General features: G+C 36.0%; 19 protein-coding genes. 17 read left to right on the forward strand and 2 right to left on the reverse strand.

Translation table 11 applies throughout. The features are described from left to right. Positions 1-363 precede the first annotated feature (363 nt). Entirely contained in the window at positions 364-561 is a 198-nt protein-coding gene (locus Q3V31_RS27915; protein WP_000369245.1) for a hypothetical protein, read from the reverse strand. Positions 562-796: 235 nt separating this feature from the next. Here Q3V31_RS27915 and Q3V31_RS27920 point away from each other — a divergent pair, with 235 nt between their 5' ends. From Q3V31_RS27920 to Q3V31_RS27945, 6 genes are all read left to right on the forward strand, one after another. Continuing rightward, positions 797-2500, forward strand: a complete 1704-nt coding sequence (locus Q3V31_RS27920) for an ABC transporter substrate-binding protein (RefSeq protein ID WP_329767546.1) — start codon at positions 797-799, stop codon at positions 2498-2500. A 243-nt stretch (positions 2501-2743) separates the two neighbouring features. Beyond that, complete coding sequence (locus Q3V31_RS27925) at positions 2744-4471, forward strand: ABC transporter substrate-binding protein (RefSeq protein WP_016128220.1); 1728 nt, start codon at positions 2744-2746, stop codon at positions 4469-4471. Between the two features lie 103 nt (positions 4472-4574). Continuing rightward, a complete protein-coding gene (locus Q3V31_RS27930) occupies positions 4575-5531 on the forward strand; it encodes an ABC transporter permease (RefSeq protein ID WP_000860698.1) in 957 nt (318 codons plus the stop codon). Between the two features lie 12 nt (positions 5532-5543). Further along, the gene (opp4C, locus tag Q3V31_RS27935) at positions 5544-6467 is read left to right on the forward strand and encodes an oligopeptide ABC transporter permease (RefSeq protein ID WP_000451059.1); all 924 of its coding nucleotides are present in this window, start codon (positions 5544-5546) and stop codon (positions 6465-6467) included. Positions 6468-6477: 10 nt separating this feature from the next. After that, on the forward strand, positions 6478-7455 hold the full coding sequence (locus Q3V31_RS27940) for an ABC transporter ATP-binding protein (RefSeq protein WP_000085620.1): 978 nt from the start codon (positions 6478-6480) through the stop codon (positions 7453-7455). Further along, the gene (locus Q3V31_RS27945; RefSeq protein WP_329767548.1) at positions 7455-8420 is read left to right on the forward strand and encodes an ABC transporter ATP-binding protein; all 966 of its coding nucleotides are present in this window, start codon (positions 7455-7457) and stop codon (positions 8418-8420) included. Before Q3V31_RS27940 ends, Q3V31_RS27945 begins: the two co-directional genes overlap by 1 nt. A 182-nt stretch (positions 8421-8602) precedes the next feature. On the opposite strand, the gene Q3V31_RS27950 is transcribed toward Q3V31_RS27945, so the two are convergent. After that, positions 8603-9475, reverse strand: coding sequence for a Cof-type HAD-IIB family hydrolase (locus Q3V31_RS27950; protein ID WP_000766416.1), 873 nt, complete (start codon positions 9473-9475; stop codon positions 8603-8605). A gap of 440 nt (positions 9476-9915) precedes the next feature. Between Q3V31_RS27950 and Q3V31_RS27955 the strand changes: the two genes are divergently transcribed. From Q3V31_RS27955 to Q3V31_RS28005, 11 genes are all read left to right on the forward strand, one after another. Continuing rightward, positions 9916-10035: a DUF3948 family protein gene (locus Q3V31_RS27955; RefSeq protein ID WP_002009865.1), complete on the forward strand. Its 120-nt coding sequence runs from the start codon at positions 9916-9918 to the stop codon at positions 10033-10035. 42 nt (positions 10036-10077) lie between these two features. Beyond that, positions 10078-10188 (forward strand): DUF3948 family protein, encoded by a 111-nt coding sequence (locus Q3V31_RS27960; protein WP_001058533.1) that lies wholly within the window; start codon positions 10078-10080, stop codon positions 10186-10188. Positions 10189-10222: 34 nt separating this feature from the next. Continuing rightward, positions 10223-10342, forward strand: a complete 120-nt coding sequence (locus Q3V31_RS27965) for a DUF3948 family protein (RefSeq protein WP_016128222.1) — start codon at positions 10223-10225, stop codon at positions 10340-10342. A gap of 34 nt (positions 10343-10376) precedes the next feature. Then, a complete protein-coding gene (locus tag Q3V31_RS27970; protein WP_002074222.1) occupies positions 10377-10496 on the forward strand; it encodes a DUF3948 family protein in 120 nt (39 codons plus the stop codon). 42 nt (positions 10497-10538) lie between these two features. After that, entirely contained in the window at positions 10539-10649 is a 111-nt protein-coding gene (locus tag Q3V31_RS27975; RefSeq protein ID WP_001083699.1) for a DUF3948 family protein, read from the forward strand. A 384-nt stretch (positions 10650-11033) separates the two neighbouring features. After that, positions 11034-12152 (forward strand): 4-hydroxyphenylpyruvate dioxygenase, encoded by a 1119-nt coding sequence (gene hppD / locus Q3V31_RS27980; protein ID WP_000810917.1) that lies wholly within the window; start codon positions 11034-11036, stop codon positions 12150-12152. A gap of 66 nt (positions 12153-12218) precedes the next feature. After that, positions 12219-13175, forward strand: coding sequence for a fumarylacetoacetate hydrolase family protein (locus Q3V31_RS27985; protein ID WP_000674012.1), 957 nt, complete (start codon positions 12219-12221; stop codon positions 13173-13175). Next, entirely contained in the window at positions 13141-14313 is a 1173-nt protein-coding gene (locus Q3V31_RS27990; RefSeq protein ID WP_000499912.1) for a homogentisate 1,2-dioxygenase, read from the forward strand. The genes Q3V31_RS27985 and Q3V31_RS27990 overlap by 35 nt, the downstream gene beginning before the upstream one ends. 258 nt (positions 14314-14571) lie before the next feature. Beyond that, positions 14572-15987, forward strand: a complete 1416-nt coding sequence (gene bcaP, locus Q3V31_RS27995; protein ID WP_016128223.1) for a branched-chain amino acid transporter BcaP — start codon at positions 14572-14574, stop codon at positions 15985-15987. A gap of 108 nt (positions 15988-16095) precedes the next feature. Further along, on the forward strand, positions 16096-17370 hold the full coding sequence (locus tag Q3V31_RS28000) for an MDR family MFS transporter (protein ID WP_016128224.1): 1275 nt from the start codon (positions 16096-16098) through the stop codon (positions 17368-17370). A gap of 301 nt (positions 17371-17671) precedes the next feature. Next, positions 17672-18757, forward strand: a complete 1086-nt coding sequence (locus Q3V31_RS28005) for a D-alanine--D-alanine ligase (RefSeq protein WP_000161424.1) — start codon at positions 17672-17674, stop codon at positions 18755-18757. Positions 18758-18815: the final 58 nt, after the last annotated feature.

Here is an 18815-nt window from a genome sequence, read left to right on the forward strand (position 1 = left end):
GACTCCCACCTCAAAATTCGGTTGGAGCCCTGCTGCCCGTAAACGTCCGATTGGTGAGGCTTAATAATCGGTGGGGGATGAACAACCCCCCACTGATTAAAGTTTAACTTTATAATAATATTTTACGTAAGGGATAAATAAAAAATGTGTTTCACGTGAAACAGTAATTTTGATAAATTTATGTTACGCAATTTTCATCCAGCAAAAATTCCATATCGAAATTGAAGAACTGGTAAAGAGAAAAATAAATGTTATCAAAAGCTTTTTCAATAATAGTAATTACAGAAGTGTAGGCTAATTATTTCCCGAGACATAAGTATGCGTGACAGAGACTCATGGTTGAAAGTAAAAAAAGAAGCAGAGTTACAGCCTTACGCGCTGAACTCTGCTTTCTTTTTTTGGAGTATCTTCCCTTGTTGAAATTATAACAGCGATCCCGAGCATAATAAAAAAAGCTAAAAAGAGGACGAACTTTGGGAAGAACGGGAATAGTAATAGTGCCCCGACTATCATAATTGTTAATAATATATAGTGCAGGACATATTGGAATAGGTTGTCCATGTTTTCGCCCCCTTTTTGGTAGTTGGTTGTTATTATTCTATGTGGGGCTATTAGGTAATAGAAGGTGTTTTTTGTTTTTTTGAGAGAAAACAATTAGTAAGGATTGACATACCTATTGAAAAGGAATAATCTTGAAATCAATTCATACTATTTTTATAGGTAAAATAAAGATAGTTACAGAAAGGAGCGTTATGTTCCCTCTTAATTAAAAAACAGGAAAGTAAGGGTGAGAATTATGCGAAAGGCTTTGAAAGGGCTACTTGCTACATTCCTTAGTACATCGGTTTTATTAGCAGGATGCGTTCAAGAAGAGAAAAGTACAAATGAAGCAGCAAAGATGCCAAAAGTAAAAGATGAGTTTATTAAGGCGAGTGACAAAGCAAAAAGTCCAGCAAAGGCAAAGGAAAGAAAAGATACTTTTGTAATTGGAATGCCGAGCCCTGGCGGGATATTCCTTCCGCATTTTATGGAGAATGGGTGGGATGGCAATATAACGCAAGCTATCTTTGCTCCTCTTGTTGGGCTGGATAAGGAAGGCAAACCAATCCCGATTCTAGCGAAGAAGTGGGATATTTCGGAGAATCAGCTTACATATACGTTCCATTTGAAAGATGATGTAAAGTTTAGTGATGGTTCGCCGTTAACAGCGGATGATGTAGCATTTACATTAACGTTACTGCATGATCCAACTTATAGTGGTGCAACGGACATAAGCCAAACAGCAATAAAGGGTGGGCAAGCATATAAAGAAGGAAAGGCTACATCTATTGAGGGGATTCAAGTCATCGATCCGAAAACAATTACGATTACAACTGAGAAGGTAAATGCCCAAACATTATCGTTAATTGGTGGAGAAGTTATATCAAAAGCTTATTACGGTAAAGAATATAAGCAAGGAAATTTAGAGTATTTAAAAGAGTTATACGGAAAACCGATGGGGGCAGGAGCCTATAAACTAGATAAATATATTCCAGGTCAAGAAGTTCGTTTTGTAGCAAATGAAAATTATTTTGAAGGTAAACCGAAGATTGAGCACTTTATTTATAAAATTACAAAAGGTGATACGAATTTGCAACAATTTCAAGCGGGAGAAGTAGATTATGATGGCTTCACGACAAATACGGAAACGATTGAGCAATTAAAAGATCTAGGTTTCGCTAATATTAATGTGTATACAGGAAGTTCTTACGGCTATATTAAAATGAATTATAAGAAGTCATACTTTAAAGATAAACGTGTACGCCAAGCGTTTATTTACGGATTAGAGCGCCAAAAAGTAATTGATACGTATTTCCAAGGTTATGCTTCACTTGTTAATGTGCCAATTACACCAGTTTCGTGGGCGTATACGGAAGAAGGAATCAATAAATACGAATATAATTTAGAAAAAGCGAAGAAATTACTTGATGAAGCAGGGTGGAAGGCTGGGTCAGATGGTATTCGTGAAAAAGATGGCCAAAAATTGAAGGTAAGTTATTTTGCTTCTTCTGCAAGTAAAATAAATGATGTGATGATCCCCGTTATGAAAGAGGATTACAAAAAGATTGGGGTAGATTTCAATCCTGAATACATGGACTTTAATACGATGATTTCCAAGGTAATTAAAGGAGATTATGATTTAGCGATGGTCTCCACACCGATGATTGATGATCCAAGCGGAACAATTGAGGAGTTTGTTTCGACAAGTAAGCGTAATTATGATGGATATCATAATCCGAAAGTAGATGAATTAGCTAAGCAGGCATTAGAAACATTGGATATTGAAAAACGAAAAGAAATCTATAAAAAACTATATCAAGAGTTAAGTGAAGATCCACCTGTTATTTTCTTAAACAATAGCAAAGTCGTGTCTGCACATAATGCACGAATTCAAGGATTACAAGAAGATAACTATAATGGTATTTTGTTAAGTTTACCTAAATTGAATATTGCTCAATAATTTTTGGAGAATTCTCGAAATATTTATATAGAAATAATTGACAAAATATACTGAAAGATATAAGCTAATAACCATAAAGTCTACCGGAAAGGTCGGAATAAGATTGTTACCCCTCAAAAACAACTATTTTTTTATAATTAAAACCGACTTTTCCGATTGGCTATAAAATGTTGCTGTGGGAGGCATACATAAGGCAAGCAGTTCATAAGGTGTAATTATTAAAAAAAAGTTAGGGTGGGGACAATGAAGAAAAAGACAAAAAAATGGGCTGGTGTATTTTCAGTATTGCTGAGTAGTTCGCTTGTGTTATCTGCTTGTGGGGGACAGGAGGATACAGCTTCTACAGAACCAGTTAAACAGCAAGATTTAAAAAATATAAAAATCGAAAAGATTGCGGCTACAGATAAGACGAAAGTACCCGATAAAGCAAAGGATCGAAAAGACACGTTAGTTGTGGGGATTAGTAAACCTGGTGGTGTCTTTTTACCATACTTTCAGCAAAATGGCTGGGATGGAAACGTAACTTCTGTTATTTTTGCATCTCTTGTATCGACAGATAAACAAGGAAAGCCAACCCCTGAATTAGCTGAGAAGTGGGATGTTTCTTCTGATCAGTTAACATATACATTCCATTTACGTAAAGATTTAAAATTTAGTGATGGTTCGCCATTAACAGCAGATGATGTAGCGTTCACATTGACGCTTTTACATGATAAGGCGTATGAAGGTGAAATAGACATTTCCCAATACGCGGTTAAAGGCGGTAAAGACTATAAAGAAGGAAAGGCAACTTCAATTGAAGGAATTCAGGTTGTTGACCCGCAGACAATTAAAATTACGACTGAAAAAGTTAATTCGCAGACACTAACTGCTTTAGGTGGACCAGTGCTATCAAAAGCTTATTATGGAAAAGGCTATAAACAGAATACAAGTTTAGATTATTTAAAAGAGTTATATGGAAAGCCGATAGCTGCGGGTCCATATAAATTTGAAAAGTATATTCCAGGTCAAGAAGTTCGATTTGTAGCAAATGAAAATTATTATGCAGGTAAACCGAAAATCCCAAACTTCATTTATAAAATCACTGCTGGTGATACAAAGCTTCAATTGTTCCAAACAGGTGAAGTTGATTACACTGGCTTAGGTACTGGTGATGAAATTCTTGAACAGGCGAAAGGTTTACAATTTGCGAACATTCAAATCGAAACAGCCGCATCGTTTAGTTATATTTATATGAATAATAATAAGCCGTACTTAAAGGATAAAAAAGTACGCCAAGCACTTATTTACGGATTAGATCGTAAAAAATATGTTGATACAGCATTAAAAGGATACGGTACAGTAGCTAACGTACCAATTCACCCAACTTCTTGGGCCTATACGGAAGAAGGGGTTAATAAATATGAATATGATAAAGAAAAAGCAAAAAAACTATTAGATGAAGCAGGATGGAAAGTTGGTTCGGATGGAATTCGTGAAAAAGATGGTCAAAAATTAAAACTTTCGTATTTCGGCCCAAGTTCTGCTAAGGATAGTGATTTATTAATTCCGATTGCGAAAGAGAATTATAAAGAGATAGGTGTAGAATTTAATCCTGAATTTATGGATTTTAACACTATGCTTTCGAAGGTAAACAAAGGTGATTATGATTTAGCTTCTGTTTCGACACCAATTACAAGTGATCCGAGTGAAACAGCTGGTGAATATTTGTCTAGTGCAAATGAAACTAGCCTTGGTTACAAGAATGCAAAAGTAGATGAGTTAATTCAAAAAGGTATTGAAACGGTAGATATTGAAAAACGTAAACCAATCTATAAAGAACTGTATAAAGAATTAAGTGATGATCCACCAGTAATTCTATTAAACTACCGTAGAACAATTACAGGATACAACGGGAATATAAAAGGAATTGACCCTGAAAAATACAATAGTATTAGTGCAAACTTACCAGTATTATCTATTGAAAAATAAGGATAAGAATGTATAAGTAGAAGACATTTTTTCACTCGGCAAGTAGTGTGCCGCTTTGAAAAAATGTTCTTCTATTTTAAGCATAAGATTGGAGAGAAAAAGGGTGAAAACATATATCATTCGTAGGTTGTTACAAATGATTCCTACACTGTTGGGTACGTCAGTTATTATCTTTTTTTTATTCGCGCTTCTTCCCGGTGACTATATTGATTCAAATCCAAAGATTACACCGCAAAGAGCTGAAGAACTTAGAGAGTTATATGGTTTAAATAAACCAATTGTTGAGCGATATTTTCACTGGCTCGGTAATGCATTGCAGGGGGATTTTGGTTTTTCTCTTCAATATCAAGAACCTGTAACGTCATTATTAAATAAATTTATATGGAATTCGTTTATTGTCGCAGTTATTGCGTTGTTCTTTATTTGGCTAATTGCACTTATTATTGGTGTATTTTCAGCGACAAAGCAACATTCTTTATTCGATAAGCTTGTAACAATCGGTGTTTTTGCAGCGATGTCATTCCCTTCATTCTTTATCGGTTTGTTTTTAATTAAAGTGTTTGCGGTTGACTTTAAGCTATTACCGATAGGCGGGATGATTGATGTTGGGAGTAATTCGACTGGGCTTGCTTACGTAATAGAAGTTGCAAAGCATATGGTTTTACCCGTGTTTATTTTGACTCTTCTTGGAGTTGGCTCATTAACTCGTTATTTTAGAACGAGTATGTTAGAAGTTGTACGGCAAGATTACATTCGAACGGCTAGAGCAAAAGGTTTAAAGGAGAAGACTGTTATTTATAAACACGCACTAAAAAATGCAATTCTGCCGGCTATTACATTGCTTGCATTTGAATTACCAGGATTGTTTTCAGGAGCAATTATTATAGAACAAATTTTCAATTGGCCAGGTATCGGTAATATTCAATTAGAAGCACTTAATTTTCGTGATTATACGGTATTAATGGCATTTACAATGTTTCTTTCTTGTTTGACAATTGTTTCAAACTTTTTTGCGGATGTTGTATATGCAGTTGTTGATCCACGTATTCGGTTGAAGTAAGGGGGGAAAGAGATGGAAACTGTTACAGCAATTACAGAGAAAAAAGCAAAGAAGAAAAGACGGAATGAATCATCGCCATGGAGGCAAGCTTTTAAAAGGATAAAGAAAAATAAAATGGCACTTATAGGATTTTACGCATTAGTTTTTATGTTTTTATTTTGTTTTATCGGTCCATTCTTTTCGCCGTATGCATCAGGGAAAATACAAGTTACGTTAATTAACAAACCACCTAGTTTTTCTCATTGGCTTGGTACAGATCAATTAGGAAGGGATATTTTAACGAGGCTTATGCAAGCCGGACGGATTTCATTAACGATCGGCTTAGCTTCAATGGTGTTATCCGTTATACTAGGTGCTTTATTAGGAGCGATTGCAGGTTTTTATCGTGGCATTGTCGACAATATTATAATGCGTCTTGCTGATATTTTAATGTCGATGCCAGGATTACCATTGCTTATTATAATGGGAGCTATTTTATCAGAATGGAAAGTACCATCTGATTATCGTCTTTATGTCATTATGATCATTTTAAGTTTAGTAGGTTGGCCAGGACTTGCACGCCTCGTACGAGGTCAAATTTTATCGCTACGAGAACAATCGTTTATGCAAGCTGCTGATGTGCTTGGGATAAACGATTACCGGAAAATAGTATATCATTTAATACCGAATGTTCTGCCGATATTAATTGTTGTATCAACATTAGGTGTTGCGGGTTCTATTTTAGGAGAGTCTGCACTAAGTTACTTAGGTCTTGGCGTTGTCCCGCCTACACCATCGTGGGGAAATATGATTAGTGCAGCAAACTCATTAATCGATTTCCAAAAGCGCCCGTGGTTATGGATACCGCCTGGTTTTGCAATCTTTATAACAGTTGTATCAATTAATATACTTGGCGATGCACTTCGTGATGCATTAGATCCAAAGATGAAGCGGTAGGTGAGAAAGTATGAGTAGAGCAGTAGTAGAGCTAAAGGATTTACAAACACACTTTCAGACGGAAGAAGGTACAGTAAAGGCTGTCAATCATGTTAGCTTTTCAGTTCGAGAAGGTGAAACAGTTTGTGTAGTAGGCGAATCAGGTTGCGGGAAAAGTGTAACGGCTTTATCTATTATGGGACTTATTGCTGAATCTGGCGGCATCGTTGGTGGTGATATTCTTTATGAAGGAAAAAGTCTTTTAGGAATGAAAGAGAAGGAGCTTCGTAGTTTAAGAGGAAATGATATCGCGATGATTTTCCAGGAACCGATGACATCGCTTAATCCGGTCTTTACTGTTGGAGAGCAAATTGTTGAGACGTTAAGAGAGCATGAACTACTTAGCAAAAACGAAGCATACAAAAAAGCAATTGAATTAATTCGTAAAGTTGGTATTGCTCGTGCTGATGAAATTGTCCATTCTTATCCGCACGAACTAAGCGGTGGAATGTTACAACGTATTATGATTGCTGTTGCACTTAGTTGTAATCCAAAGTTATTAATTGCAGATGAGCCGACAACAGCTCTTGATGTTACGATTCAAGCTCAAATATTAGATTTACTAAGACAAGTAAAAGAGGAATTTAAAACATCGATTTTATTAATTACACATGATCTAGGTGTTGTAGCGGAAATGGCCGATTATGTTGTCGTTATGTATGGTGGAAAAGTTATTGAAGAGGCACCGGTACTAGAGATCTTTCAAAATCCAAAACATCCATATACCCAAGGGCTGCTAAAATCAAAACCAGTAATGGGGCAACGAACAGATAAACTTTATTCTATTCCAGGGCAAGTTCCAAATTTAGTTGGCTTAGGTGAATTTTGCTATTTTAGTGGTCGTTGTGAGCATTGCATGGAAATATGTAAAGAAGAAGCACCAAATCTGAATGTACATGATGAGAACCATAAAGTAGCTTGCTGGTTATATGAGGAGCGTGCGGAATAATGAGTGAACCATTATTAGAAGTGAAAAACTTAAAGACGTATTTTCCAATTAAAGGCGGCATATTTAGTAGAACGATTGGACATGTAAAGGCAGTTGATGGAGTAAGTTTTACTATTAATAAAGGTGAAGTGTTCGGCCTCGTTGGAGAATCAGGAAGTGGAAAAACAACTATAGGAAAAACAATTTTACGTCTCGTCCAAAAAACGGAGGGGGAAGTAAAGTTTAAAGGGCACGATGTTCATTTCTTATCCAAGGAGGAATTGAGAAAGCACCGTCCCAATATGCAGCTTGTGTTCCAAGATCCATTTAGCTCATTAAATCCTAGAATGAGAATTGGAGAAGCACTTGGTGAGCCAATGTTGGCTCACGGATTAGCGACGAAAGAAAATGTCCGTGAAAAGGTGATGGAAGTATTGGAGTTATGTGGTTTAGCGCCGTATCATATTGACCGGTACCCGCATGAGTTTTCCGGTGGGCAGCGTCAACGTATCGTTATTGCAAGGGCGATGGTATTAGATCCAGAATTTATTGTAGCTGATGAGCCTGTTGCGGCATTAGATGTATCTATTCAAGCGCAAATCATTAATTTGTTTAGTGAATTACAGGAGAAAAAGGGATTATCCTATTTATTCATTTCACATGATTTAAGTGTTGTGGAGCACTTATGTACGAAAATTGGAATTATGTATTTAGGAACTATTGTGGAAACAGCACCACGTGATGAGTTATTTGCGAATCCGCTTCATCCATATACAAAAGCATTGTTATCAGCAGTGCCAATACCGGATCCAACAGTTAAGCGAGAACGGATTATTCTAGAAGGGGATATTCCAAGTCCGGCAAATCCACCATCAGGTTGCCGTTTTCATACACGTTGCCCATTTGCTACAGGTGTTTGTAAAACGACTGTGCCAGAATTTCGTAATGTTGGTGAAGATCATTTTGTTGCTTGTCATCATGTGTAAAAGAAAAGGACTCTTTCAAAATATGAAAGAGTCCTTTTTTTACCCCGCATTAACGGGCAGTAAGACTCCCACCTGAAAATTCGACACATGCGGGGAAGTTAGGTGGGAGATTAACTGCCCGTAAAAGCCCGATTGGTTCAACTAATAATCAGAGGAACCCCACCTCTGATTAAAGTTGAACTTTATTTACTTGATGAAGTTTGTTTCAATACAAATTGCTCGATTGCATGAGCAACACCATGTTCATTGTTTGTTAATGTTACAACGTCACATAGTTTTTTTACATCTTCTTCAGCATTTCCCATTGCAACTGATAAGCCGGCTACTTGTAGCATTGGCACATCATTAAAGTTGTCACCGATTGCAACAGTATCTTCAATTGGTATATTGAAATAAGCTGCCATTTCTTGTAGGCCGTTCCCTTTATGACCATGCTTATCCATAATTTCTACATTAGTAGGAGCTGATGCAGTAACTGAAATATCCGTATCTTCTTGTAAAGTTTGCAATAGCTGCGAACGATGAGCAGCATTAAATGTCAAAATAAAGAATTTAGATATTTCTAATTCTGGATTATTTACAACATCTTCGATTTTTTGGAAATCAGTAATTAAGTTTGATTTCTTTTGTTTTTCTGTAATTCTTTCAAGTTCCTCAAGTGTAACATCTAGTGTATGCTTGTTTTCTTCGAATGCCTGCATAACCTGATCTTGCCATGTATAAGGAGAGTAAACTCCTTTATTTGTGTACAACTTATATGGAAAACCTTCAGATTCTAGTAACTTTGCAAGCTTGTATACTTTATCATTTTGTAAACAACGCGAGTTAATTACTTTTCCATCCACATAAACAATTGCCCCATTGCTTGCTCCAACTGGAAGAGATAGTTTATATTCTTCCAATAATTTTAAAGCGTCCTCTTTCGCGCGGCCAGAACAAATCATTACAATATGACCAGCTTCTTTTGCGGTTTGGATAGCTTGTAAGTTTTCTTTGGAGATTTCAAGATTAGATGATAGTAGTGTACCATCCATATCTAGTGCGATTAATTTCAAAATGACCACCTCTTTGTTTTTATTATACATAGTTATATAGAGGAAACATATAAACTTATCTTGGAAAAATAGTATTTTATCCTACATTAGCAGCCAGTGAAAACCAGATAGATTCAACCTTACTTATTAAAGATTTACTTTGATTTGTAACAAAAGTAGAGAGGGATATAATTATATTTCGTTTTACGACTGTAATATTACATGAATGTTACAAACGTGAACTTAGTAGAAAATGCATTAAAACAGGGTTTTTAAGGGTGTTCATAAAAAAACGTAAAAAAAATGTAATAAAATTTACGTAATCATATTGCAACGTAATAATAGTTATGTTACATTAATGTTACAAACGTTACGTAATTAATTTTAATGTAACGGCAACATAAAAACTATGAACTAATCATTTCTTATAAATTACATATAGATAACTTATAAAAAGGAGAATGAATGATATGAACAACGAGCAAGTATTAAACGTAACAAAAGGTGACTTCTTAGGATCAGCAAGCGGAGCAGTGGTATTAACAGCATTAATCGTATTTCTATCAAGCGTATTAGTATAATAGAAGTTTTGTAACAAAATAAGAGAAGGGAGAATGAAAATTATGAACAACGAGCAAGTATTAAACGTAACAAAAGGTGATTTCGTAGGATCAGCAAGCGGAGCAGTAGTATTAACAGCATTAATCGTATTTCTATCAAGCGTATTAGTATAATAGAAGTTTTGTAACAAAAATAGGAGAAGGGAGAATGAAAATTATGAACAACGAGCAAGTATTAAACGTAACAAAAGGTGATTTCGTAGGATCAGCAAGTGGAGCGGTAGTATTAACAGCATTAATCGTATTTTTATCAAGCGTATTAGTATAATAGAAGTTTTGTAACAAAAATAAGAGAAGGGAGAATGAAAATTATGAACAACGAGCAAGTATTAAACGTAACAAAAGGTGACTTCTTAGGATCAGCAAGTGGAGCGGTAGTATTAACAGCATTAATCGTATTTTTATCAAGCGTATTAGTATAATAGAAGTTTTAAATCATACAAAATGAAAGGAGAATGAGGAATATGAACAGTGAACAAGTGTTACAAGTAACAAAAACAGATTTATTAGGATCATTAGGTGGAGCGGTAGTATTAACATCATTTATTCTATTCCTTGCAAATATATTAGTATGAGACATATAAATACAATCATTCAAAACAAATAAAGACTCTAGCATATTAGTAAGTAGTTAATATGTTGGGTCTTTTTTGTTTTTCTTCTATATATCCCTCTAAGTATTAATGGTCTCCCTTTATCACGTAAAAGCCCGATTGGTGTGGGCTAATAATCCAGTGGCGATGAAAACCCCGTTGATTAAAGTTTCACTTTATTTTAAGGAGAAAAAAGTCGAATTTTATATGTAAGAAAAAAAGAGGAATTTGACAGAAAAGATAGAAAATTTTAAAAGTCAGAATTTGTTAGCTTGCTAACTAATTTCTATTAATTGATGTTGGAAGCGTTTTCGATTGGTTTTAAGTATGGACCATTTAATCTATTTACAGGGGGATGAAGATATTATGAAACAAAAATCTATGGATACGCTAGCTGCACAAATGGAGGACTTTTTTCCGGTACGTGATGTAGATCATTTGGAGTTTTATGTAGGGAATGCAAAACAATCAAGTTATTATCTTGCGAGAGCATTTGGATTCAAAATTGTAGCTTATTCTGGATTAGAAACAGGAAACCGTGAAAAGGTATCTTATGTTCTTGTGCAAAAAAATATGCGTTTTGTTGTGTCTGGAGCTTTAAGTAGCGATAGCCGTATTGCAGAGTTTGTAAAGACTCATGGTGATGGAGTGAAAGATGTGGCTTTACTTGTTGATGACGTTGATAAAGCCTACTCTGAAGCGGTGAAGCGTGGCGCTGTTGCGATTGCTCCACCTGAGGAGTTAACAGATGAGGACGGTACATTGAAAAAAGCGGTTATTGGTACGTATGGTGATACAATTCACACGCTTGTAGAGCGTAAAAATTATAAAGGCACATTTATGCCAGGATTCCAAAAGGTTGAGTTTAATATTCCATTTGAAGAGTCTGGTTTAATTGCTGTAGACCATGTAGTTGGTAACGTTGAGAAAATGGAAGAGTGGGTTAGTTATTACGAGAATGTTATGGGCTTTAAACAAATGATCCATTTCGACGATGATGATATTAGTACAGAGTATTCGGCATTAATGTCAAAAGTTATGACGAATGGAAGCCGTATTAAGTTTCCGATTAATGAACCAGCAGATGGAAAAAGAAAATCACAAATTCAAGAATATCTAGAGTTCTATAACGGAGCAGGTGTACAGCATCTTGCTTTATTAACAAGTGATATTGTAAAAACAATTGAAGTACTTCGTGCAAATGGCGTGGAGTTTTTAGATACGCCAGATACGTATTACGATGAGTTAACAGCGCGTGTTGGAAAAATTGATGAAGAAATTGATAGATTAAAAGAATTGAAGATTTTAGTAGACCGTGATGAAGAAGGTTATTTATTACAAATCTTTACGAAACCAATTGTAGATCGTCCAACTTTATTTATTGAAATCATCCAACGTAAGGGTTCTCGTGGATTTGGTGAAGGGAACTTTAAAGCTTTATTCGAATCAATTGAAAGAGAACAAGAGCGTCGCGGAAATTTATAAAATTTGTATCCACCAGCAAGAATTCTTTTGCTGGTGGAAATTTCATTTTCATAGGGAGGAATCATGATGAAATTTGTTACATTTCGTCTTCCTTCGAAAGAAATGCGAGCTGGATGGCTTGAAGGTGACAAAGTAATCGATATGAATCTTGCGAGTGATGGAAAATTACCTTCTTCTATGTTCGCCTTTTTAGAGAAAGCGGATGAGTATGCAGAAGTATTGCGTAATATTAAGAATCCTGAAAAGGGTATATATTCTTTAGGGGAAGTACAATTAGCAGCGGCAATTCCTAATCCGAGTAGCATTCGAGATTTTTATGCATTTGAGCAGCATGTAAAAACAGCTCGCGGACGAAGAGGGCTAGATGTTGTACCTGAATGGTATGATATGCCGGTTTTTTATTTTACGAACCACCGTGCTGTTATTGGACCAGATGATTTTGTTATTGGCCCGAAGAAGTCTAAAAAGCTTGATTATGAGTTAGAGATTGCTTGCGTAATTGGGAAAGAAGGACGAAACATTTCTCGTGAACAAGCAGAGGAATATATTTTTGGTTACTGCATTATGAACGACTGGAGTGCAAGGGACTTACAAGCAACAGAAATGAAAGTAGGGCTTGGACCAGCGAAAGGAAAGGATTTTGCAACTTCATTAGGAGCGTATCTCGTTACGAAAGAGGAATTAGACGTTTATCGTAACGGTAATCGTTATGATTTAGAGATGACTGCTCATGTAAATGGAAAGATATTATCAAAAGGAAATTTCCAAGATATTTATTATACATTTGCTGAAATGATTGAACGTGCTTCGGAAGACGTTACGTTATATCCAGGAGATGTGATTGGTTCTGGGACAGTAGGGACAGGATGTATTTTAGAGCTTGGTACAGAAGAGTGGCTACAAGATGGAGATGTTGTAGAGCTGTCGATTACTGGTTTAGGTACGTTACGTAATACGGTCAAAAAAGACATGAAAGCGGGTGATGGGCATGTTTTATCGTCACATGGGGGAGCTACCTCATAAACGACATGTACAATTTCGTAAAAAAGATGGATCGCTTTATCGTGAGCAGGTAATGGGGACAAAAGGTTTCTCTGGTACCCAGTCTATTTTGTATCATCATTATATGCCAACAGAAGTAGGGCATGCGGCATTATCGCATTCTTGTCAGTTACAGTATGAAGAGGATGTTGCTCTTGCTCATCGTCATTTCCGTACGAAAGAAAATAAAAAAACTGGTGATGCAGTAAGCGGAAGAAACTTTATGCTTGGGAATGAGGATTTATTAATTGGAGTAGTGAGTCCGACAGAAAAAATGGATTATTTTTACCGTAATGGTGATGGCGATGAAATGTTATTTGTTCATTATGGAACAGGAAAAATTGAAACGATGTTTGGAACGATTCACTATAGAAAAGGTGATTATGTAACAATTCCAATCGGAACGATTTATCGTGTTATTCCAGATGAGGGAGAGACTAAGTTTCTTGTTGTAGAGGCAAATAGCCAAATTACAACACCAAGTCGCTATCGTAATGAATATGGGCAATTGTTAGAACATAGTCCGTTTTGTGAAAGAGATATGCGTGGACCGGAGAAATTGGAGACATATGATGAAAAAGGTGAGTTTGTCGTAATGACAAAGTCGAGAGGCTATATGCATAAGCATGTTTTAGGGCACCATCCGCTAGATGTTGTTGGGTGGGATGGTTATTTATATCCGTGGGTCTTTAATGTGGAGGATTTTGAGCCAATTACAGGTCGTATTCATCAGCCGCCACCAGTACATCAAACATTCGAAGGGCATAATTTCGTCATTTGCTCTTTCGTACCGCGTTTATACGATTATCATCCAGAATCTATTCCGGCACCATATTATCATAGTAATGTGAATAGTGATGAAGTACTGTACTATGTAGAAGGTAATTTTATGAGCCGAAAAGGTGTAGAAGAAGGTTCTATTACGCTTCATCCAAGCGGGATCCCGCATGGGCCACATCCAGGGAAAACAGAAGCGAGTATAGGGAAAAAAGAGACACTTGAACTGGCCGTTATGATAGATACATTCCGTCCGCTTCGTATTGTAAAACAAGCACATGAGACGGAAGATGAAAAATATATGTATAGCTGGATTGAAGAGGGTTCATATACTGTGAAATAAGTAAAAAGAGGCATGCTCACTAAGGGAGCATGCCTCTTTTATGGAATCGACATGTATAATAATACCAAAAAAAGTTATGAAAATATATATAGATATGATTGTCTGAATCTTTTTATCGAAAGGATGATAAGAGTATAGTATGTATCTCGATAGTTTTCTGTTTATTTCGACAAAAGTATTGACTAAAAAACATGCCGTGGGTAAAATGAGGAAAGTAAATTAAATTTTCAGAAAACTAAAAGTGTGGAGGAGCACAGTATGAAGCAAATTTTTCAAAAGAAGCCGATTTCAACGTTACTGCAAGAAAGTAAACAAAAGACATTATCGAGAACGTTAGGGGCACTTGATTTAACAATGCTTGGAATCGGAGCAATTGTTGGAACTGGTATTTTTGTTCTTACTGGCGTTGTAGCAGCGAAACATTCTGGACCAGCTATTATATTATCATTTGCTATAGCTGCATTAGCTTGTGCCTTTGCTGCATTTTGTTACGCTGAATTTGCTTCTTCAGTTCCTGTCTCAGGGAGTGTTTACACGTACACGTATGCGACGATGGGAGAAGTATTTGCATTCTTAATTGGATGGGATTTAATGCTCGAGTATTTATTAGCTACTTCTGCTGTAGCCAATGGATGGTCAGCGTATTTTCAATCGTTATTAAAGGGATTTGGGATTCATATTCCGACCATTCTCTCCTCGGCCCCTGGTACTGGAAAGGGTGGAATAATTGATTTACCTGCAGTTCTAATTATTCTAGTTATGACGGTTCTTTTATCTAGAGGTGTTCGTGAAAGTGCACGTGTAAATAATATAATGGTATTTATTAAACTAGCAGTTGTTCTCATTTTTATCTTCGCTGGATTTAATTATGTAAAACCTGAAAATTGGACACCTTTTATGCCATTTGGGTTAGATGGTGTAATGGCTGGAGCAGCTACAGTTTTCTTCGCATTCATTGGATTTGATGCTGTATCAACAGCCGCAGAAGAAGTGAAGCGCCCACAACGCGATTTGCCGATTGGAATTATTGCATCGTTACTAGTTTGTACGGTTCTTTACATTGTTGTTTCACTTATTTTGACGGGGATTGTTCCATACGGACAGCTAAATATATCAGATCCAGTTGCTTTCGCACTTCAATTTATTGGACAAGATGGTTTAGCGGGAGTAATTTCAGTAGGAGCAATCACAGGGATTACAACTGTAATGTTAGTTATGATGTATGGGCAAGTTCGTGTTTCATATGCAATGAGCAGAGATGGATTGTTACCGAAGCGTCTTGCTAAAGTTCATCCGAAATTTAAAACACCATTTTTAAATACATGGACAACAGGTATTATTGCAGCACTTATTTCAGGATTAATAGATTTAAATGTTTTAGCACATCTTGTAAATATGGGGACTTTGTCAGCATTTGCACTTGTAGCTGTTGCAGTTATTGTAATGAGAAGAACTCATCCTGATTTACCAAGGGCGTTTAAGGCGCCGCTCGTACCATTTTTACCAGCATTAACAGTTATCTTTTGCTTATATTTAATGCTTCAATTATCAGCAACAGCTTGGATTAGCTTTGGTGTTTGGATGGTTATCGGTGTAGTAGTTTATTTCGCCTATAGTAGAAAGCGTAGTGTTTTAAATAATAGTAAAAAAGAAGAAGATGTAGCAAATTTATAAGTGGAAAAATCCATTCTAATTCTGTTAGAATGGATTTTTTTATTTGAAAATTTACATTTTTCTGAATCTATTATAAGATAATTGTTGGTTAACTAAAGGGGTGGGAATATGAAAAGTACATGGCGTGAGTTAAGGGAGATGGATCGTAACGTATGGATTCGATTTATCGGTGAGACATTGAACGGAATTGCGATGATGATGTTAATGCCTTTTTTTGCACTATATTTAAAAGATAAGGTAGATTCTTTATTACAAGTTGGGATTATTATGGCGCTTTCTCCAATTGCTGCAAGCTTTGGCTCGCTTATAGGCGGAAGAATAGCTGATATATATGGAAGAAAGCCAATTATGATATTTTCAATGGCGAGTAATGCATTATTAATGCTCGGTTTTTTATTTATAGAAGGGTTTATTCCATATGCCATTTTATCTATTTTTTTAGGGCTAAGTAATTCGCTATTTCACCCAGCGGCATCAGCGATGGTTGCAGATGTGACGGCGCCAGAAAAAAGAACAGAAGCATATGGTTTATTGAGAATGGGACATAATATTGGCGCTGCGATTGGACCGATAATGGGAGCATCGGTGGTTGTTTTATCAAAGAACCTCGTGTTTATTATTGCTTCCTCCGCTATGTTGTTTTATGCGCTACTAGTGTTAGTACTTATTAAAGAAACAATGCCAAAAATTACGGAGATGACGGAAAAAAATAAAGAGAAGGAATCCGGAGCAGTTTGGAAAATTTTAATGAGAGATAAGGCGTTAATGATTTATTTGTTAGCGGGGATCATTATTTCTATGGGGTTCTCTCAAACAGAAGGCATGTTGCCGCTGCACTTTGATAACGAAATGAAGGGAATTTTTGGAGTCAACAATCCATACCCATATTTAATGGCATTAAATGGTCTATTAGTTGTTTTATTTCAATTCCAAATTTCAAAATGGGCGACAGATAAACCTGTCGGAAAAACGATGTTATACGGTGCGTGTTTGTTCGGAATTGGTTTGTTTTTTATAGGGTGGTTACCGAAGTGGTTTGGAGAATTTGATACAAATGCTACAATTATTTTAATGACATTAATGTTTGTTTATGCCATATATACGTTAGGCGAGATGATTATGTCGCCTGTACAGATGACGTTTGTAGCGAATTTGGCCCCTGAGCATTTGAGAGGAACCTATATGGGGGCGGCGAGTTTGCAGTGGATTACAGGAAGTGCATTCGGCCCACTCCTTGGTGGTTTTCTATTGGATCGTTTGCTTGGTCACTACTTATTTACAATTTTAAGTGTAGGGTGTGTAGTTGCAGGCTTTGTATATGTTTCTTTAGATCGTCTTGTTGAGCAGAGGCAAAAGGATACGCCTACAAAACAGTCTTCTTAATAAAATGAAACTTTAATCAGTGTTTTTTTATTCTCCACAAATGGTAGGGTAATATAGATGACATACACAAAAAGTGGATTTCTACATATTTTAGGTACATAACCAGATTAGATAGAAATCTTACTGTAAAGTTTAATTTTGTTTAGGTGTGTAGAAAATTAAAGAGGAAAAGTGTAGAAAACCAATAAGTGGTGTCATTTAATTATTTGTGGAAGTTACATTTTATTTCAAATAGGAACTACCTATTTTTATAAAAAGTGCTAAAATAGAAAAATGAAAACAATTGGTTAGGGTGATTTCAGTGACAAAAATTAAATTAGGTTTATTATACGGTGGAAAATCAGCTGAGCATCAAGTTTCGTTACAAACGGCTCTTGCTGCTATTAAAGCATTAAATCAAGATAAATTCGAGATTCATCCAATTTATATTACAGAACAAGGTCAATGGGTACGCGGTGAGCGTATTGAAGGTGAAGTAACAGATGTTGAAGCTTTAAAAATGAGCGGTGCAGAAAATGCAATTTCTCCGTTATCATTAAGCACGGAAATTATTCCAGCTGAAACTTCTGAGGAAAATGCTATCGACGTTATTTTCCCATTACTACATGGACCAAACGGTGAAGATGGAACGGTTCAAGGGTTATTAGAATTAATGAACATTCCTTATGTAGGAAATGGTGTTCTAGCATCATCTGCCGGTATGGATAAAGTCGTTATGAAAAATATCTTTGCAGAAGCTGGTTTAAAACAAGCGAAATATGCATCTTTCATTCGTAGTGCATGGGAAAAAAATCGCGAAGAAGCTTATGACAAAGTAGAAGAGAAGTTAGGATATCCTTGCTTCGTAAAACCAGCAAACCTTGGTTCAAGTGTTGGTATTAATAAGTGTAAAGATCGTGAAGAACTTGAGAATGCATTTGAAGAGGCATTCCAATTTGACCGCAAAATTATTGTAGAAGAAAATATTGTTGGGCGTGAAGTAGAAGTTGGTGTACTAGGTAATGATGAGCCAAAATGTTCAGTTGTAGGTGAAATCGTACCGAAAAAGGACTTCTATGATTATAAGTCGAAATACATCGATGGTGATACAGCATTAATTATTCCAGCTGAAATGACAGAAGAAGAGTCTGAAGTAATTAAGCGAGATGCAATTGTTGCATTCCAATCATTAGATGGTGCTGGCTTAACACGAGCTGATTTCTTCTTAACGAAAGACGGAGAAGTATATATTAACGAAGTGAACACAATGCCAGGATTTACGCCGTTTAGTATGTTCCCTCTATTATGGCAGCATACTGGATTACCGTATCCAAAATTAATTGAAGAGCTAATTAATTTAGCGATTGAGCGTCACGAAGAAAAACAAAAAATTAAATATACAATCTAACAAAAAAGGAGGAAGCACTATTCGAAGGAATAGTGCTTCCTCTATGTAAGGAGTGTTT

This window comes from Bacillus nitratireducens (genome assembly GCF_036320425.1).
GTDB lineage: Bacteria > Bacillota > Bacilli > Bacillales > Bacillaceae_G > Bacillus_A > Bacillus_A nitratireducens.

Bases quoted from the DNA above. Each gene is read 5' to 3' on its own strand.
- Q3V31_RS27915 (WP_000369245.1), bottom strand. From the start codon at position 561: ATGGACAACCTATTCCAATATGTCCTGCACTATATATTATTAACAATT.
- Q3V31_RS27920 (WP_329767546.1), top strand. From the start codon at position 797: ATGCGAAAGGCTTTGAAAGGGCTACTTGCTACATTCCTTAGTACATCG.
- Q3V31_RS27925 (WP_016128220.1), top strand. From the start codon at position 2,744: ATGAAGAAAAAGACAAAAAAATGGGCTGGTGTATTTTCAGTATTGCTG.
- opp4C (WP_000451059.1), top strand. From the start codon at position 5,544: ATGGAAACTGTTACAGCAATTACAGAGAAAAAAGCAAAGAAGAAAAGA.
- Q3V31_RS27940 (WP_000085620.1), top strand. From the start codon at position 6,478: ATGAGTAGAGCAGTAGTAGAGCTAAAGGATTTACAAACACACTTTCAG.
- Q3V31_RS27945 (WP_329767548.1), top strand. From the start codon at position 7,455: ATGAGTGAACCATTATTAGAAGTGAAAAACTTAAAGACGTATTTTCCA.
- Q3V31_RS27955 (WP_002009865.1), top strand. From the start codon at position 9,916: ATGAATGATATGAACAACGAGCAAGTATTAAACGTAACAAAAGGTGAC.
- Q3V31_RS27960 (WP_001058533.1), top strand. From the start codon at position 10,078: ATGAACAACGAGCAAGTATTAAACGTAACAAAAGGTGATTTCGTAGGA.
- Q3V31_RS27965 (WP_016128222.1), top strand. From the start codon at position 10,223: ATGAAAATTATGAACAACGAGCAAGTATTAAACGTAACAAAAGGTGAT.
- Q3V31_RS27970 (WP_002074222.1), top strand. From the start codon at position 10,377: ATGAAAATTATGAACAACGAGCAAGTATTAAACGTAACAAAAGGTGAC.
- Q3V31_RS27975 (WP_001083699.1), top strand. From the start codon at position 10,539: ATGAACAGTGAACAAGTGTTACAAGTAACAAAAACAGATTTATTAGGA.
- hppD (WP_000810917.1), top strand. From the start codon at position 11,034: ATGAAACAAAAATCTATGGATACGCTAGCTGCACAAATGGAGGACTTT.
- Q3V31_RS27985 (WP_000674012.1), top strand. From the start codon at position 12,219: ATGAAATTTGTTACATTTCGTCTTCCTTCGAAAGAAATGCGAGCTGGA.
- Q3V31_RS27990 (WP_000499912.1), top strand. From the start codon at position 13,141: ATGTTTTATCGTCACATGGGGGAGCTACCTCATAAACGACATGTACAA.
- bcaP (WP_016128223.1), top strand. From the start codon at position 14,572: ATGAAGCAAATTTTTCAAAAGAAGCCGATTTCAACGTTACTGCAAGAA.
- Q3V31_RS28000 (WP_016128224.1), top strand. From the start codon at position 16,096: ATGAAAAGTACATGGCGTGAGTTAAGGGAGATGGATCGTAACGTATGG.